Source organism: Nocardioides secundeburneus (genome assembly GCF_039939255.1).
Taxonomy (GTDB): domain Bacteria; phylum Actinomycetota; class Actinomycetes; order Propionibacteriales; family Nocardioidaceae; genus Nocardioides.
Map to the genome: position 1 here is coordinate 119,641 of NZ_JBDUUE010000001.1, position 15,756 is coordinate 135,396.

Sequence of the window (15,756 nt, forward strand, 5' to 3'; positions counted from 1 at the left end):
CATGCACCGGGCTCAGTAGCTGCGCGGCAGGCCGAGCACCTGCTGCGCGATGAAGTTGAGGGACATCTCCTGGCTGATCGGCGCCAGGCGCATGATCCGGGCCTCGCGCCAGTAGCGCTCGACGTGGTACTCGGTGGCGTAGCCGAGCCCGCCGTGCGTCTGCATGGCCCGGTCGGCGGCCTGGAAGCCGGCCTCGGCCGCGAGGTACTTCGCGACGTTGGCCTCGGCACCGCAGGACAGGCCGGCGTCGTAGCGCGCCGCAGCGGTGAGCGTGAGCTCCCACGCGGCCTCGAGGTGGGCGTAGGCGTCGGCGAGCGGGTGGCTGATCGCCTGGTTGCTGCCGATCGGCCGGTCGAAGACCTGACGGACCTTGGCGTAGTCGGTGGCCCGGCGCAGCGCGGCCTGGCCGATGCCGGTGGCCTCGGCGGCGATGAGGATGCGCTCGGGGTTGAGCCCGCTCAGGATGTGCTTGAAGCCCTGGCCCTCCTCGCCCACGAGTCGCCAGCTCTCGACGGGCAGGTTGTCGTAGAAGGTCTCACAGGTCGCGACCGCGTTGCGTCCGGCCTTGGGGATGGGTCGGATGTCGACGTGCTCGGGGTCGAGGTCGATGAGGAAGAGGCTGAGGCCGTCGAAGCGGCGCCGCTCGTCGCCCTCCGGCGCCGGCGACGTGCGCGCCAGCATCAGCGCGACCGAGGACTCCAGCGCCTTGCTGGTCCAGATCTTCTGCCCCGAGATCCGCCAGCCGTCGCCGTCGCGGACGGCCTTGGTCTTGATCTGCGAGGTGTCGGTACCGGCGTCGGGCTCGGTCACGGCGAAGGCGACGTGCAGCTCGCCGGCGGCGGCGGCCGGCAGGAAGGTCTTCTTGAGCCGCTCGTTGCCGTACTTGATCACCGGCTGCAGGCCGAAGACGTTCATGTGCAGCGCGGTGCACCCGTTCATCGCGGCCCCGGACGCCGCCACCTCGCGCAGCAGGATCGCGGCCTCGGTGACCCCGCGGCCCCCGCCGCCGTACTCCTCGGGCACCGCGAGGCCGACCCAGCCGTCCGCGGCCATGGCGTCGAAGAACTCCCACGGGAAGCGGTGCTCCTGGTCGCAGGCCGACCAGTAGGTGTCGTCGAACTCGGCCAGCCGGGACCTGATCGCGGTGGCGATGAGCTCGTGGTCGGGATCGCGCAGCTGGGCCACGGGTCGCCTCCTTCGGAAGGACGTGCGGGTCGGGGGATGGTGGTCGTCACACTGTAAAGCAAGTGCTTGATTGAGTTCAAGCGCTTGCTTGGCGCTATCGGACGAGCCCGTAGACGTCGAACGCGTGCCGGGTGTCGCAGTACTCGCGGACCTCGGCGACGGCGCCGTCCTCCAGGCCGAGCACGAAGACGTAGCGGTTCTGGTAGGTCGAGCCACCGCGGTGCCGGCCCTGTCCGCGAGCCTCGACGGCCACGAGGCCGCTGCCGGCGGCGTCCTCGACGACGCGCAGCGGGCGGAGACGGAATCCGTCGGGGTAGGTCTGGGCGAAGGCGCCGATGCGCGGGGCCCGCAGCGCGACCGGCACCCGCCCCACGACGACGAGCTCGGCGCCGGGGTCGGCCGGCGCCTCCGGGCCCGGCGTCCGGATGCGGCCGCCGTCGGCCCACCATGTGGCCCCGGGCGTGCAGGCCGCGAGCAGCGCGTCGCCGTCGGCACGCTCGATGGCGCCGAGGAACGCCACGACCGCGCGCTCGCCCGCGGTGGACGCCGTGAGCGAGACGGCGTCCGGGTCGGGCTCGGGCGCCGTCGTCCGGCGGTCGAGGTGGCGGCCCTCGAAGACGTCGGCGCTGTGGGCGGTGTCGAGGTACTCGCGCACCGCGGTGACGAGTCCGTCGACGACCTCGACCACGAAGCAGTAGCGGTTGCGGTAGGGACGCTCGCCCAGGAACAGGCCGTCACCCTCCACCTCGACGACCGCGACGCCGTCCCCGGCGAACGAGCGGCGCACGTGCTGGCGGCAGCCGCCCGGGAAGCGCTCGGGAAGCCCGCGCAGCAGGTCGCACTTGAGCGAGGCCGGCATGAGCCCGTGCAGCGGCCAGGGCCGGTCGTCGCCCGGGTCGACGTCGGGCTCGCCCGCGGCCCGGTCGAGGCCGGTGTCGACCCACCAGGTGCCGCCGGGGGCGAACCAGGCGCGCACGCCCTCGGCGTCGTTGGCGTCGAGGGCGCCGATGAGCCCGAGGGCCGCCTCGAGCGTCGACGCCCGGGCCGCCCGCGGGCCCGACGTCAAGCGTCGGCCTTGGCCGAGAGCATCGAGATCAGCACGTCCATCTCCTCGGTGAACGAGGTCATGACCTGCGCGCCCGACGGGTCGTTGATGTCGTCCCAGTGCTCGCGCAGGTCCTCCGGGGAGACCGAGCGGGAGAAGTAGCCCGGCGCCTGGGCGACGAGCACCCGGGCCACCCGGCCGCCGCCGACGTTGTAGACCTCGCCGCTCGAGCGGCACTCCTCCGACGACAACCAGAGCACGAGGGGGGCGACCAGGGAGGGGTCGAGGCTGTCGGCGAGGTCGCCGAGCAGGTTCTCGGTCATCCGGGTGCGGGCGCCGGGCTCGATGGCGTTGACCTGGATGCCGCTGCGCGCGCCCTCGATGGCCAGGGTCTTGGTGAGGCCGACGATGCCGGCCTTGGCGGCGGCGTAGTTGGCCTGGCCGAAGTTGCCGAAGATGCCGGCGGCCGAGGTGGTGTTGACGACGCGGCCGTAGCCCTGCTCGAGGAAGACCGGCCAGGCGGCCTTGGTCGTCCAGAGCGTGCCGCCGAGGTGCACCTTCAGGACGGCGTCGACCTCGTCCTGGGTGATCTTGCTGAACGAGCGGTCGCGCAGGATGCCGGCGTTGTTGACGAGCACGTCGACCCGGCCCCAGGTGCCGGTCGCCACCTCGACGATCGCGGCCGCACCCTCGGGCGTGCTGATGTCGGTGGCGTCGGCGACGGCCGTGCCGCCGGCGGCGCGGATCTCCTCCACGACCTGCTCAGCCGGGGTGCCCTGGCCCTCGGCGCCGTCGAGGGCGCCGCCGAGGTCGTTGACGACGACCTGGGCGCCGCGGGCGCCCAGCAGCAGGGCGTGCTCGCGGCCGAGGCCTCGGCCGGCTCCGGTGACGATGGCGACGCGGCCGTCGAGCCTGATCTCGCTCACGTGGTGCTCCAGTCTTGCTCGGGTTCGGGGAAAGGGGTGGGGTTCCGGGGTGGCCGGTGCGGCCGGCGTCAGCCGAAGAGCGCGGACATGACCTCGTCCTCGCCACGCACCTCGTCGGGGGCGCCCTCGGCGACGATGCGGCCGCGCTGCATGACGTAGACGCGGTCGCTGACGGCGAGCGCGAGCTCGGCGTTCTGCTCGACGAGCAGGATCGTGGCGCCGGCCTCGTGCAGCGTCGAGATGCTCTCGAACAGCAGGTCGACGATGCTCGGCGCCAGGCCCATCGACGGCTCGTCGAGCAGCAGCACGTCGGGCTTGGTCATCAGCGCCCGCCCGAAGGCGAGCATCTGCTGCTCGCCGCCACTCATCGAGGCGGCGTACTGCCCCCGCCGGTCGGCCAGCCGCGGGAAGAGCTCGAAGACGCGCTCGAGCTGCGCGCGCAGCTCGGCCTTGCTGCTGCGACCTGAGTAGGCCGACAGCTCGAGGTTCTCCAGCACGGTCAGCGGCGGGGCGACGCGACGTCCCTCGGCCACGAGGGCGACGCCGGAGCGCACCACCTTGTGGCAGGCCCAGCCGGTGATCGCGCGGCCGCCGACCTCGACCCGTCCGCTGGCCGGCTTGTGCAGGCCGGCGATGGAGTTGAGGGTCGTGGTCTTGCCGGCGCCGTTGGAGCCGATCAGGGCGACGAGGGTGCCCGCCGCGACCTCGAGGTCGACGTCACGAACCGCTTGGACCGCGCCGTGCGCGGCGCAGAGTCGCGATACGCGCAGCATCGGATCGCTTGCCAAAGTAGGCCTCCTTCACATCGTCCTGCTCCAGGCACCAGGTGGGCGCGCCCTGGGCGAGCACCGCCCCGGAGCTCATGACCGTGACCGACTCGCAGAACTGCTCCACGAGTCGCATGTTGTGCTCGATGAGGATGAGCGTGAGCCCGCTCGCCTGCAGCTCGACCAGCAACCGTCCGACCGCCTCGGACTCGGCGTCGTTCATGCCGGCCGTGGGCTCGTCGAGCAGCAGGACCCGGGGGTTGGTCGCCAGCGCCCGGGCGATCTCGACGCGTCGCTGGTCGCCGTAGGACAGGGTCTCGGCGAGGGTGCCGTGGTCGGCCCGGACGCCGACGCGGTCGAGCAGCTCGGCGGCCTGCTCGCGCACCTCGCGACGCTCGCGGCGCTCGGCCGGGCTGAGCAGCAGGGCGCTGAGGATGGTCGAGCGCCGCTGCAGGTAGGCACCGGCCACCACGGTCTCGAGCACGGTCATGCCCGGGAAGAGCCGGATGTTCTGGTAGGTCCGGGCGACGCCGCGGCGCGCGATCTTGAACGGGGGCATGCGGGCCACGTCGTGGCCGAAGACCTCGATGGTGCCGGAGTCGGCGGTGATGAAGCCGCTGATCATGTTGAGCACGGTGGTCTTGCCGGCGCCGTTGGGGCCGAGGATGCCGTGGATGCGTCGCTCGGGCACCGAGATCGTGACGTCGTCGACGGCCGTGAGCCCGCCGAAGGCCTTGGTCAGGTGGGTGATGTCGACGGCGGCCGGCCCGCTCGGGCCCGTGACGTCGTCGCGCTCGCCGAGGACGGTCATGTGGTCACCTGCGCCGGGGTCGTGTCGCGGTCGGTGGGCGTGGGGGTGGCGTCGTCGTCGACCGCTCGGCGGCGTCCGCGGCTGCGCAGCAGCCGGAGCCGGCGGACGTCGACCAGCCCGCGGGGCATGTAGATGATGATGATGACGAGCAGGACGCCGGTGACGACGCGGTCGTACTCGCCCATCGGCTCGCGCAGCAGCTCGGGCAGCAGCGTGAAGGCGATCGCCCCGACGACCGGCCCGGCCCAGTGGAACGCTCCACCCAGGACGACGGCGGCGAGGGTCACGAATCCCAGGTGGGTGTAGAAGGTGTCCGGCCCGATGTACTGCAGGAAGCTGGCCTGGAAGATGCCGGCCGCACCGCCGAGGGCGCCGGAGATGACGAAGCCGACGAACTGGATGCGCCGGGGCGAGATCGCGAGCGTCTGGGCGACGGCGGGGTCCTCGCGCACGGCGTCGGCGGCCAGCCCGTAGCGCGAGCCGGCCAGGCGCGACATGACGTAGCAGGCGACCACGAGGCTGCCGATGAGCCACGCCCAGGTGCCCAGGTCGCCCGGCACGAGCGTGCCGGTGGGGCCGCCGGTGTACTCGACCAGGTTGATGATGAGCACCCGGCCGATGAGCACCATGGCGATGGTCGCCATCGCGAGGTAGTGGCTGTCGAGCCGGATGATCAGCACGGCGGTCACCGCGCCCATGGCCGCGCCGAGCCCGACGCCGACCACCAGGGCGAGCGGCACGGAGAGACCGACGGTGCCGGCGGTGTAGCCGAAGGTGAAGGCGCTCACCGCGCCGAAGAACACGGGGGCCAGGCTCAGCACGCCGGTGCGCAGCGAGGCGTAGATGGCCAGGGCGAACAGCGCGTTGACGCCGGCGAACTGCAGGGTGGTCAGCAGGGCGGTGGTGCTCACGGGTTCCTCTCCGCTCTCGGGACGGCGGGGTCAGGCTCGGACGAGCTGGCGTTCACCGAAGACTCCTTGCGGCCGGGCGACGAGCACCACGAGCAGGACGCCGAAGGTGATCGCGTCGCGGAAGCCGGAGGAGATGTACTGCGACGACATCACCTCGAGCACGCCGATGACGACGCCCACCAGTGCGGCACCGCGGATGTCTCCGTAGCCGCCGACGACGACGGCGGCGAAGCCCTTGAGGAGCAGGCCCTCGCCGATGGTCGCCGAGACGTTGTTGTCGGACAGGGCACCGAGGATGCCCGCGAGCCCGGCGATCGCGGCGGCCAGGAAGGCCACGGCGATGAGGGTGCGGCGGGCGTTGACGCCCACGATCGTCGCCGAGCGCGGGTCGACGGCGACCGCGCGGATGGCCGAGCCGAACCGGGTGCGGGTCAGCAGCAGGTGGACGCCGGTCACGACGACGACGAGGGCCAGCACGCTGATCACCTGGGCGGGCAGCATGATGAGGCCGAGGAAGCGGAACGGCTCGGCCGGCACCGACTCGGCCGGGTAGCTGACGGCCGTCGGCCCGGCGTGGGCCTCGGCCAGGGTGAGCAGCACGATCCAGATGCCGATGCTGGCGATGATCGGGGCGAAGACGCCCGCCCCTCGTCGTCGCAGCGGCTCGAAGGCCAGCTGGTCGGCCGCCACCCCGAGGGCGCCGGCGAGCAGGACGCCGAGCGCGAGGGCGACCCAGAAGCTCAGGCCCCGCTCGGTGACCAGGTAGTAGGACGCCAGGGCGCCCCAGGTGGCGAACGTGCCGTGGGCGACGTTGAGGATGCCCATCTTGGCCAGGATGAGCGCGAACCCGACGGCGAAGAGCGCGTAGATCGAGCCCAGCGCGATGCCGTTGACGAGTTGCTGCGCCAGCAGTTGCACAGATGCCACCCCTTCGGTGCGGACCGGCGCTACCTTGAATCAAGCGCTCGCTTGACCCAAGTTACTCACGTCACACGAGACGCTGTCAATAGGTGAATCAAGCACTTGCTTCATCACCCGTCGGTCACTACCGTCGTCGCGATGACCACGCCCCTGCTCGACCCCGGCGCGGCGATCCGGCTGCTGCCGCGCGGGGCGGCCGTGGTCGCGGCCCCCGGCTGCGGCACCCCCGAGACGCTGCTCACCGCGCTCGGCGCGCACGCCCACGTCCTGGGCTCGCCCCGGCTCTACTCGGGCCTGCAGCTGGGCGCATACCCGTTCCTCGACGCCGCCGCAGCCGGGCACCTGACCTACCGCACCTGGCACCCCTACGGACCCGCCCGGGCCGCGCTCTCGCCCGGGCGGGTCGACTACGTGCCGGCGCGGGCCTCCGCGGTGCCCGGCCTGCTCGACGAGTGGCGCACCGACGCCGTCCTGGTGCGGGTCTCGCCGCCCGACCGCAACGGCTGGTGCAGCCTGGGCCCCTCGGCCAGCTACGTGTGCCACGCCGTCGAGCGGGCCACGGTCGTGCTGGCCGAGGTCGACCCCGCCGTGCCCCGCACCACCGGCGACTCGGCCGTGCACGCCTCGCAGGTCACCGCCTGGGTCGAGGCCGACGGGCCGGCCTGCGAGTTCCCCGCGGCCGCTCGCGACGAGACCAGCGACCGGGTCGCCGCGCACGTGCTCGGCCTGCTGCCCGACGCACCGACCCTGCAGCTCGGCATCGGCGCCGTCCCGGAGGCGCTGACGGCCTACCTGGGCGAGAGCGGCCTGCGCGACGTCCGCTTCGTGGGCATGGGCAACGACGCCATGGTCGCGCTGTTCGAGGCCGGCGTCCTGCGCCGCCGCGACACCGACCCGCCGGCCGTCTCGGCCGCCGAGCTCATGGGCACCCGGGTGCTCATGGACTTCGCCGACCGCAACCCCGCGATCGTGCTGCGCGACAGCCGGCACGCCCACGCGCCCGCCGTCCTGGCGCAGGTGCCGCGACTGGTCTCGGTGAACTCCGCGATCGAGGTCGACCTGGCCGGTCAGGTCAGCTCCGAGCTCGTCGGACGACGCCAGGTCTCGGGGATCGGCGGGAGCGCCGACTTCGTCGAGGCCGGCTTCGGCTCCGCCGGCGGCCTGACCGTGGTCGCGCTCACCAGCACCACCCCCGACGGCCGGCGCAGCCGCGTCGTCCCGCGACTGGGGACCCACCTGGTCTCCCTCGCCCGCCACACCCCCGACGTCGTCGTCACCGAGCACGGCGTCGCGTGGCTGCGCGGACGCACCGTCCACGAGCGCGCCGAGGCCCTCGTCGCGATCGCCCACCCCGACCACCAGGCTCCGCTCCTGGACTCCTTGGAGGAGACATGACCGTCCACACCCGTCGCGGCCGCTACTACGAGGAGATGGTGACCGGCGACGTGTTCAAGCACGAGCCCGGGCGCACCATCACCGAGGCCGACAACGTGTTCTTCTGCTCGCTCACGCTCAACAGCCAGACCCTGCACCTCGACGCCGTCGCCTCGGCCGAGTCGGAGTTCGGTCAGCGGCTGGTCAACAGCCTGCTGACGATGAGCATCGTGTGCAGCATCGGGGTTCCCGACCTGACGCAGAAGACGACGATCGCCAACCTCGGCTTCCAGGAGATCGCGTTCCCCGCGCCGGTCTTCATCGGCGACACCCTGTACTGCGAGACCGAGATCGGCCCCAAGCGGCCCTCGGCGTCGCGCCCCGGTCAGGGCATCGTGACCCTCGAGCACCGCGGCCTCAACCAGGACGGCGTCCTGGTGTGCAAGGCGGTGCGCACGGCGCTGGTGCGCTTCGTGCCCGAGGGCGAGCCGGCCACCGCCTGAACCCGGCCTGAACCCGACTGACCCACGTCGGCGCGCCGGTGACCCGGCGCGCCGACGTCGTCGTCGTCGTCGTCAGAGCGTGGCGGAGCTGCCGAGCACCAGCGTGCCCGAGCTCATGAACATGCCGCCCACGCCGGTGCACACCGACACGTCGACGCCCGGCACCTGCGCCGGGGCACTGCCGCGGACCTGACGCACGGACTCCTGGATGGCGAACATGCCGTACATCCCGGTGTGGGTGTAGGCCAGGCCGCCGCCGTTGGTGTTGAGCGGGAGGCGCCCGCCCGGCGCGGTGTTGCCGTCGGCGATGAACGCCGGCGCCTCCCCGCGCCCGACGAAGCCAAGGTCCTCGAGGCCGTAGATCGGCACGTGCGCGAACGCGTCGTAGATCATCAGGTGGTCGACGTCGTCGTGGCTCAGACCGGACTGGGCGAAGGCTCGCTCGCCGCCGAGACGGATGGCCCGCGACGACGTCAGCGACTCCAGGCCCGAGACCACGGAGGACTCGCTCGACTCCCCCGCCCCCAGCACGTAGACCGGTGGCGACGGCAGGTCGAGCGTGGCCGCCCGCTCGGCCGAGGTGAGCACGAGCGCCCCGCCGCCGTCGGTGACGAGGCAGCAGTGCAGCAGGTGCACGGGGTCGGCGATGACCGGCGAGGCCAGCACGTCGTCGACCGTGATCGGGTCGCGCAGCCGGGCCCGCGGGTTCTGCGCGGCCCACTGCCGCTGGACGACGGGCACCATGGCCAGCTGCTCGCGCGTCATCCCGTAGGTGTCCATGTAGCGGCGCACGCCGATCGGGAACAGCGACGGCGCACCGACGGGGCCGTGCGGCAGCTCGAGCTGCGCCATCATCGACTGGGGCGCCGGTGCCCACGGCACCATGCCGACGCGCGAGCGGCCGGACTCGCCGTGGGTGACCAGCACGGTCTCGCACAGGCCCGACGCGATGGCGGCCATGGCGTGCCGCACGTGCAGCATGTACGACGAGCCGCCCACGTTGGTGGCGTCGAGGTAGTGCGGCACGATGCCGAGGTAGTCGGCGACGTCGACCGGCAGCTCGCCGGCGCAGGCGACGCCGTCGACGTCGGCCGGTGTCAGCCCGGCGTCGGCCAGGGCGTTGAGCGCCGCGTCGGCGTGCAGCTCGAGGGCCGACTTGTCCGGCACCTTGCCGAGAGCGGTGCTCTCGGCAGCGCCGACGATGGCGATCGCACCGCGCAGGGCGGTGTCGCGGGCGCTCACGACGCGGCGCCCGACGTCGCGGCGGCCTCGAGCTCGAAGCAGACGACGCGGCGCTCGCCCCGCTCGGCGTAGGCGACCCGTACCGGCGTGTCGACCGTCAGCGCGTCGGGGTCGGAGGTCACGACGTTGCCCATGAGCAGCGGGCCCTCGGCGAGCTCGACCAGCGCCAGCACGTACGGCGCTGCGAACCCCTCGGGGGCGCGGTGGTTGACCACGAACGAGGCGACCGTGCCGGTGCCCGCGGCGGGCACGAGCTCGAGGTCGCGACCCGCGCAGTGGGGACAGGCCGCCCGCGGGTAGAGGAAGAACCGGGAGCAGGAACGGCACCGCGGCACGGTGAGCTCACCGGCGTCGATGCGGTCGAACCACTCCTGGGTGTCGGGGGTGGGGGTGGCGACGGGGGCGCTCACGACGAGGGCACGGCCTTCCGGTCGGGTTCGGCATCGGGGACGAGGTCGGGCAGCAGGTGCTTGCGCAGCTTGCCGTTGGCGCCGCGCGGCAGCTCGGCGACCACCTGGTAGGTGCGCGGCACCTTGAAGCGGGCGAGCCGGTCGCGCAGGAACTCCTCGAGCTCGGACGCGGCGCGCTCGGGCGACGCCGCGAACGGCGAGTCGGGGGCCACCTGGACGACGGCGGTCACGCTCTCGCCCCACTCGGGGTCGGGCAGGCCGATCACGCCGACGTCCTGGACCTCGGGGTGGTCGAGCAGCGCGGCCTCGACCTCGGCGGGGTAGACGTTGACGCCGCCGGTGACGATGACCTCGGCGGTCCGGCCGAGCAGGAACAGGTAGCCGTCGGCGTCGAGGCGGCCGAGGTCGCCGACCGTGACGTAGTCGCCGCGGCGTCCGGCGTCGGTCTTGCCGGCGTCGCCGCGGTACTCGAAGGCGTGGCGGCCCATCTTGAGGTAGACGGTCCCGGGCTCGCCGGTGGGCACGTCGGCGCCCGCGTGGTCGAGCACCCGCACCTCGGCCCCGGGCTGGGCGCGCCCGACGCTGCCGGGTCGCTCGAGCCACTCGGCGCTGGTGATGCAGGTGCCGGCGGCCTCGGTCGCGCCGTAGTACTCGTGCACGACGGGGCCGAACCAGTCGATGACCGCGCGCTTGATCGACTCCGAGCAGGGGCCGGCTCCGTGCACCAGGTTGCGCATGCTCGAGACGTCGTAGGCCGAGCGGGTCTCGTCGGGCAGCCGGAGCAGGCGGTGCAGCTGCGTCGGCACCATGTGGGTCGTGGTGACCCGCCGGTCCTGCACGAGACGGAGCACGTCCTCGGCGTCGAAGCGCGGCATCAGCACCACCGCGTGGCCGTAGTGCAGCGAGGTGACCGCGAGGCCGCTGACCGCGGTGTGGCTCAGCGGCGAGGTGACCAGGTGGACGCCGTCGTCGAGCGGCTCGATGCCGAACATGCCGAGCTGCCACGCGGCGCCGGCGGCGAAGACGTCGTCGGGGTCGCCCTCGGGCAGCGGGCGCAGGACGCCCTTGGGCCGACCGGTCGTGCCGGAGGTGTAGCCCAGGTAGGAACCGGGCGAGCGGTCGTCGACCGGCTCGGCCGACACGTCGTGGGTCAGCGCGACGAGGTCGTGGAAGCCCTCGGCCAAGCCGAGGGCGAACCGGTCGTCGGCGGGGAACGCGACCTGGTCGAGCGCGGACGCCACCGTGGGGGCGTAGCGCTGCGAGGTCACGACCGCGACCGGCTGCGAGTCGGCGACGATGTAGCCGACCTCGTCGGTGGTGAGCGAGGTGTTGACCGGCACGTAGTAGGCGCCGACCTGCTGGCAGGCCAGCACCAGCGCCAGCGCCGACGACTCGTTCGCGACCACGCCGACGACCCGGTCGCCGCGCTCGAGACCGCGCCCGCGCAGCAGCCGGCTGAACGCGTGCGCGCGACCGACCAGCTCGCCGCGGCTGACCTCGGCGCCGTCGACGTCGACCACGGCGAGCGCGTCGGGGTCGGCCGCCGCGAGGCGCCAGAAACCCAGGTCGGTCATCGCGCCGCCGCCTCGCGGGTGCGGGCGAGCAGCTCGCGGGCCAGGTCGCGCCGCAGCGTCGCCGTGGTGCCGTAGGACGCCGCGAGGCCCATGACCCGCTTGAGCCACAGGTGCAGGTGGTACTCCCAGGTGAAGCCGATGCCGCCGTGCAGCTGCAGCGCCGCGACGTTGGCCCGGTCGGCCGCGTCGCCGGCGTAGGCCTTGGCCGACCAGGCGCGACGGCGCGCGTCGTCGGGGTCGGAGCGGTCGAGGCTGTCGATCGCGGCGAGGGCGGCCGAGGTGGCCATGTCGACCATGACGGCGAGGTCGGCCGCGGCGTGCTTGACGGCCTGGAACGACCCGACCGGCCGGCCGAACTGGTGGCGCACGGTCACGTAGTCGACGGTCTGGTCGAGCAGCGCGCGCGAGGCGCCGGCGAGCAGGCACGCGGCGCCGGCGACCGCCACGGTGCGGGCCCGGTCGACGACCTCGGGCGCCACGCCCAGCAGCTCGCCGTCCCCGCGCGGCTCGATCGAGGCGAGGGGCCGCAGCTCGTCGAGCGACTGGACGGGCGTGACGTCGAGGTCGTCGGCGGTGAAGGCCCGGACGGTGCCGTCGGGGGTGAGGTCGAGCAGCAGGTCGACGTCGGCGCCGTGCACGACGTACGGCGTCAGCGGGCCGAGGCGCACCCCGACCAACGCCTCGCCGGCGGCGATGCGCGGCAGCCAGGTGGTGGCGACGGCAGAGTCCGGGAACGCCGAGAGCACCTCGACCCCGACGACCGCGGTCTCCAGGAACGGCTCGGGGGTGGCGTGGCGGCCCAGCACGTGGAGCAGGCCCGACACCGACGACGTCGACAGCCCGGCGCCGCCGTGCTCGGGCGGCACCAGCGCCGAGACCAGGCCGGCCTCGCTCAAGCGCCGCCACAGCGCGGGGTCGTGGGCCTGGCCGAGGTCGAGGCGGGCACGCAGGTGCTCACGGTCGCAGTGGCGGGCCAGGAGGTCGGTGGCGAGCTCGGTGAGGACCTGACGGTCGTCGTCGTCGGCGGGCACGCGGGGGACGGTGGTCTCGAGGGTCATGCCGGTCGTGGCTCCATCGGTAGGCCGAGCACTCGTTCGCTGATGATGTTGCGCTGGATCTCGTTGGTGCCGCCGAAGATCATCGCCGCCCGCGCGTACCAGTAGCGGTGGTGCCAGTCGGCCCACGACCGCTGGGTCGCCGCGGGCGCGCCGGGCAGCGCCGCGGGGTCGCCGACGACGGCGCCGTCCTCCTCCATGAGGCGCAGCCCGGTGGCGAAGACGTCGTGCTGCATCTGGGTCCAGAAGACCTTGTTGATGCTGGCCGTCGCGTCGAGGTTGCCTCCGGACTCGGCGAGCGCGGCGAGCCGGTAGACGTTGGCCCGGTAGACCTCGGTCTGCACCAGCACCCGGCCGAGCTCGTCGAGGGCACGGGCGTCATCGTCGAGCTCGCGGGCGTGCACCAGGCCGGCCAGTGCCTCGACGTCGGCGCTGAACTTGGCGTGGTCGCCGAAGACCGCGCCGCGCTCGAAGCCGAGCGTCGACATCGCGACCTTCCAGCCCTGGCCGACGCCGCCGACGACCTGGTCGACGGGCACCCGGACGTCGGTGAAGAACACCTCGGCGAAGCCACGGGTGCCGTCGACCATCGTCAGGGGCCGCACCTCCACGCCGGGCGAGCGCAGGTCGATGCACAAGAACGTGATGCCGTCGTGCTTGCGCCGGCGTCCGGCCTCGGGGTCGGTGCGCACGAGCGCGAAGATCCAGTCGGCGAAGCCGCCCATCGAGGTCCAGATCTTCTGGCCGTTGACCACGAAGTGGTCGCCGTCGAGGTCGGCGCGCGTGCGGAGCGAGGCCAGGTCGGAACCCGACTCGGGCTCGCTGAAGCCCTGGCACCAGATCGTGCGGCAGGCGAGCAGGTCGGGGATCCAGCGCGCGCACTGCTCGGGGGTGCCGTACTGCATGAGCACCGGGCCGAGCAGGTAGAGCCCGCCCATGTTGATGCGTTCGGGCGCGCCGGCGCGGTAGTACTCCTCGGCGAAGGCGATCGAGCGCCGCAGGCCGGCGTCGCGGCCGCCGTACTCGCTCGGCCAGTCGACCGCGGCGTAGCCGCCGTCGAACAGCGTCGCCTCCCAGGCGCGGTGCTGGTCGAAGCCCTCGCGCTCGGTCCACGCCGGCAGCGGCGTGGCCGGCACGTGCTCGGCGAGCCAGGCACGGACCTCCGCGCGGAAGGCCTCGACGTCGTCGTGCTGCTCGGCGCTCATGCCGCCACCGCCAGGTTCAGCACGTCGGAGACCTCGGCCATCGTGTCGGCGTAGCCGTCGTCGTCGAGGCGGAGCGAGATGTTGACGCCGTCGGCGCCGGCCTCGGCGTAGCGCTCGACGAAGCCGCGCAACGCGGTCAGGTCGCCGGTGAACCGGACGCCGGCCACGGCGTGCTGCTCGGACCGGTCGCGACCGGCCTCCTCGAGCAGCCGGCAGTAGGTCGCGTGGTGCTCGGTGAACTCCGAGATCGTCAGGTTGTAGGGGTACCAGCCGGTCGCCGCCGTCGCCGCACGACGCAGGGCCGCAGGCGAGTGGCCGGCGACGAGCAGGCGCGGCACGGGGTGGCCGACGGAGTCGACACCCTCGCCCCACCGCTCGGTCAGGTCGTGGAGGTAGGCGGTCGTGCGGCGCCCCCGGGTCTTGAACACGCTCTCGCACGCCTCGACCTCCTCCGAGGCCCAGCCGACACCGACGCCGAGGTCGAAGCGACCGGCGGTCAGCTCGGCCAGGGTGGCCAGCTCGCGGGGCAGCGTGCGCGGGTTGCGGATCGGCAGGATCATCACCGACGCACCGACCCGCAGCCGCGTGGTCGCGCGGCACAGCTCGGCGGCGGTCTGCAGCACGTCGAGCAGGCCCTGGTCGTCGGCCGCCTCGACCTGGGCGGTGCCGCCCACGGTCTTGTTGTGCGACTCGAGCCGGTCGGGGTCGTCGGCCGACGGGTGGTTCGGGTAGGGGTAGGCCGAGGAGTACTCGTCGAAGAACATCAGGTGCTCGGGCACCCAGATGCCGGAGAACCCCAGCTCCTCGGCGGTGCGGGCGAACGTCGCCATGAACCCGGGATCACGCCGGGCGCCACCGTCGAACAGGTCGACCAGGCCGATCTCCACGGCACTCCTCTTCTCTGTGCTGTCGGTGCTGTCGGTGTTGTCGGTGCTGCTCGTCGTCGCTGCGTCGTCCGGGCTCATGCGGTGACCGGCGCCAGCGCGGCGACCTCGTCGGTGCTCGGCACGTGGTCGAGGACGACGACGAGCTCGTCGACGCGCACGTCGCCGCCGGCCACGGCCCTCCGGGCCCCGTCGAGAGCGTCGGGGTCGACGAACCAGGTGTGGCGGACGTCGTCGGCCGCCGCCCCCAGGACGTCGGTCACGAGCGCCTGCCCGGCGGCGAGCTCGTCGGGCGTCTCGCGCCAGGCGAGCCGGCCGGCCGGCGTCCCGATGACGGAGACGTAGCGACGCAGGACCTCGGCCGAGGCGCCGCGCAGGTGCACCGTCGGCACCCGGCCCCCGACCGGCCGCGGCAGGGCGCTGGCTCCGTGGAAGGCGAAGCGCTCGCCCGCGTGCGCGGCGCGCGGCATCGTCCACAGTGCCGACATGGCGTCGAGTCGCTCGAGCGCGCGGCCGAGGTGGTCGGCGTCGTCGTGCTCGGGGTCGACGAGCTCGGGGGGCGGGTCGGCCAGGTCGAGCCCGAGCTCGACCCGGCCGCCGCCGAAGAAGTCCAGCGAGGCGATCTGCTTGGCCCGCACGGCGGCGGGCTGGACGGCGAGGAGCTCGCCGGAGAGCCCGATCCGCAGCCTGCTCGTCGCCCGTGCGACGCACTGCAGGCCGAGCACCGGGTCGAACGAGCGGTCGGCGACGACCTCCCGCTCGCCCAGCGACCACCAGGAGCTCAGTCCTGCGGCCTCGGCCGCCGCGGCGGCCTCCTCGACGCGGTCGGCGAGCCCGCCCGCAGCCTCGCTCGCGAAGCTGCAGGCAAGTCCGTGCTCCATCGGTGTCTCCTTCGTCGGTGCCAGGTGGTGCGCCCGGACGACCGCGACGGTCGCCCGGGTCG

16 protein-coding genes are annotated in these 15,756 nt (G+C 73.3%); 2 read left to right on the forward strand and 14 right to left on the reverse strand.

What is annotated here, in order from left to right; genetic code table 11:
* Positions 1–12 precede the first annotated feature (12 nt).
* The 7 genes from ABFT23_RS00555 to ABFT23_RS00585 all read right to left on the reverse strand — a co-directional run bounded on the left by ABFT23_RS00555 (position 13) and on the right by ABFT23_RS00585 (position 6,563).
* A complete protein-coding gene (locus ABFT23_RS00555) occupies positions 13–1,185 on the reverse strand; it encodes an acyl-CoA dehydrogenase family protein (RefSeq protein WP_347891794.1) in 1,173 nt (390 codons plus the stop codon).
* A 94-nt stretch (positions 1,186–1,279) separates the two neighbouring features.
* Positions 1,280–2,251 carry a nuclear transport factor 2 family protein gene (locus ABFT23_RS00560; protein WP_347891795.1) on the reverse strand — a complete coding sequence of 324 codons (972 nt, stop codon included), beginning with the start codon at positions 2,249–2,251 and terminating at the stop codon, positions 1,280–1,282.
* The gene (locus ABFT23_RS00565) at positions 2,248–3,156 is read right to left on the reverse strand and encodes an SDR family NAD(P)-dependent oxidoreductase (RefSeq protein ID WP_347891796.1); all 909 of its coding nucleotides are present in this window, start codon (positions 3,154–3,156) and stop codon (positions 2,248–2,250) included. Before ABFT23_RS00565 ends, ABFT23_RS00560 begins: the two co-directional genes overlap by 4 nt.
* 68 nt (positions 3,157–3,224) lie before the next feature.
* Positions 3,225–3,929 (reverse strand): ABC transporter ATP-binding protein, encoded by a 705-nt coding sequence (locus ABFT23_RS00570; protein WP_347891797.1) that lies wholly within the window; start codon positions 3,927–3,929, stop codon positions 3,225–3,227.
* Positions 3,874–4,734, reverse strand: a complete 861-nt coding sequence (locus ABFT23_RS00575) for an ABC transporter ATP-binding protein (RefSeq protein ID WP_347891798.1) — start codon at positions 4,732–4,734, stop codon at positions 3,874–3,876. The genes ABFT23_RS00570 and ABFT23_RS00575 overlap by 56 nt, the downstream gene beginning before the upstream one ends.
* Entirely contained in the window at positions 4,731–5,645 is a 915-nt protein-coding gene (locus ABFT23_RS00580; RefSeq protein WP_347891799.1) for a branched-chain amino acid ABC transporter permease, read from the reverse strand. The genes ABFT23_RS00575 and ABFT23_RS00580 overlap by 4 nt, the downstream gene beginning before the upstream one ends.
* A 30-nt stretch (positions 5,646–5,675) precedes the next feature.
* The gene (locus ABFT23_RS00585; protein WP_347891800.1) at positions 5,676–6,563 is read right to left on the reverse strand and encodes a branched-chain amino acid ABC transporter permease; all 888 of its coding nucleotides are present in this window, start codon (positions 6,561–6,563) and stop codon (positions 5,676–5,678) included.
* Positions 6,564–6,704: 141 nt separating this feature from the next.
* Between ABFT23_RS00585 and ABFT23_RS00590 the strand changes: the two genes are divergently transcribed.
* Both ABFT23_RS00590 and ABFT23_RS00595 read left to right on the forward strand, forming a co-directional pair.
* The gene (locus tag ABFT23_RS00590) at positions 6,705–7,961 is read left to right on the forward strand and encodes an acetyl-CoA hydrolase/transferase family protein (RefSeq protein WP_347891801.1); all 1,257 of its coding nucleotides are present in this window, start codon (positions 6,705–6,707) and stop codon (positions 7,959–7,961) included.
* Positions 7,958–8,443: a MaoC family dehydratase gene (locus ABFT23_RS00595; RefSeq protein ID WP_347891802.1), complete on the forward strand. Its 486-nt coding sequence runs from the start codon at positions 7,958–7,960 to the stop codon at positions 8,441–8,443. The genes ABFT23_RS00590 and ABFT23_RS00595 overlap by 4 nt, the downstream gene beginning before the upstream one ends.
* Positions 8,444–8,515: 72 nt before the next feature.
* Here the strand turns inward: ABFT23_RS00595 and ABFT23_RS00600 are convergent, their stop codons facing one another.
* The 7 genes from ABFT23_RS00600 to ABFT23_RS00630 are packed head-to-tail and all read right to left on the reverse strand — an operon-like array spanning position 8,516 to position 15,694.
* Positions 8,516–9,685 (reverse strand): thiolase C-terminal domain-containing protein, encoded by a 1,170-nt coding sequence (locus ABFT23_RS00600; RefSeq protein ID WP_347891803.1) that lies wholly within the window; start codon positions 9,683–9,685, stop codon positions 8,516–8,518.
* Complete coding sequence (locus tag ABFT23_RS00605) at positions 9,682–10,095, reverse strand: Zn-ribbon domain-containing OB-fold protein (protein ID WP_347891805.1); 414 nt, start codon at positions 10,093–10,095, stop codon at positions 9,682–9,684. The genes ABFT23_RS00600 and ABFT23_RS00605 overlap by 4 nt, the downstream gene beginning before the upstream one ends.
* A complete protein-coding gene (locus ABFT23_RS00610) occupies positions 10,092–11,669 on the reverse strand; it encodes an AMP-binding protein (RefSeq protein ID WP_347891806.1) in 1,578 nt (525 codons plus the stop codon). The genes ABFT23_RS00605 and ABFT23_RS00610 overlap by 4 nt, the downstream gene beginning before the upstream one ends.
* Positions 11,666–12,727 (reverse strand): acyl-CoA dehydrogenase family protein, encoded by a 1,062-nt coding sequence (locus ABFT23_RS00615; protein WP_347891807.1) that lies wholly within the window; start codon positions 12,725–12,727, stop codon positions 11,666–11,668. Before ABFT23_RS00615 ends, ABFT23_RS00610 begins: the two co-directional genes overlap by 4 nt.
* Entirely contained in the window at positions 12,724–13,929 is a 1,206-nt protein-coding gene (locus ABFT23_RS00620; RefSeq protein WP_347891808.1) for an acyl-CoA dehydrogenase family protein, read from the reverse strand. Before ABFT23_RS00620 ends, ABFT23_RS00615 begins: the two co-directional genes overlap by 4 nt.
* Positions 13,926–14,894 carry an LLM class flavin-dependent oxidoreductase gene (locus ABFT23_RS00625; RefSeq protein WP_347891809.1) on the reverse strand — a complete coding sequence of 323 codons (969 nt, stop codon included), beginning with the start codon at positions 14,892–14,894 and terminating at the stop codon, positions 13,926–13,928. The genes ABFT23_RS00620 and ABFT23_RS00625 overlap by 4 nt, the downstream gene beginning before the upstream one ends.
* Entirely contained in the window at positions 14,891–15,694 is an 804-nt protein-coding gene (locus tag ABFT23_RS00630) for an LLM class flavin-dependent oxidoreductase (RefSeq protein ID WP_347891811.1), read from the reverse strand. Before ABFT23_RS00630 ends, ABFT23_RS00625 begins: the two co-directional genes overlap by 4 nt.
* Positions 15,695–15,756 lie beyond the last annotated feature (62 nt).

Excerpts from the sequence above, each read along its gene's own strand:
- ABFT23_RS00570 (WP_347891797.1), bottom strand. The coding sequence starts at position 3,929 with ATGCTGCGCGTATCGCGACTCTGCGCCGCGCACGGCGCGGTCCAAGCG.
- ABFT23_RS00575 (WP_347891798.1), bottom strand. The coding sequence starts at position 4,734 with ATGACCGTCCTCGGCGAGCGCGACGACGTCACGGGCCCGAGCGGGCCG.
- ABFT23_RS00590 (WP_347891801.1), top strand. The coding sequence starts at position 6,705 with ATGACCACGCCCCTGCTCGACCCCGGCGCGGCGATCCGGCTGCTGCCG.
- ABFT23_RS00595 (WP_347891802.1), top strand. The coding sequence starts at position 7,958 with ATGACCGTCCACACCCGTCGCGGCCGCTACTACGAGGAGATGGTGACC.
- ABFT23_RS00610 (WP_347891806.1), bottom strand. The coding sequence starts at position 11,669 with ATGACCGACCTGGGTTTCTGGCGCCTCGCGGCGGCCGACCCCGACGCG.
- ABFT23_RS00615 (WP_347891807.1), bottom strand. The coding sequence starts at position 12,727 with ATGACCCTCGAGACCACCGTCCCCCGCGTGCCCGCCGACGACGACGAC.
- ABFT23_RS00620 (WP_347891808.1), bottom strand. The coding sequence starts at position 13,929 with ATGAGCGCCGAGCAGCACGACGACGTCGAGGCCTTCCGCGCGGAGGTC.
- ABFT23_RS00625 (WP_347891809.1), bottom strand. The coding sequence starts at position 14,894 with ATGAGCCCGGACGACGCAGCGACGACGAGCAGCACCGACAACACCGAC.
- ABFT23_RS00630 (WP_347891811.1), bottom strand. The coding sequence starts at position 15,694 with ATGGAGCACGGACTTGCCTGCAGCTTCGCGAGCGAGGCTGCGGGCGGG.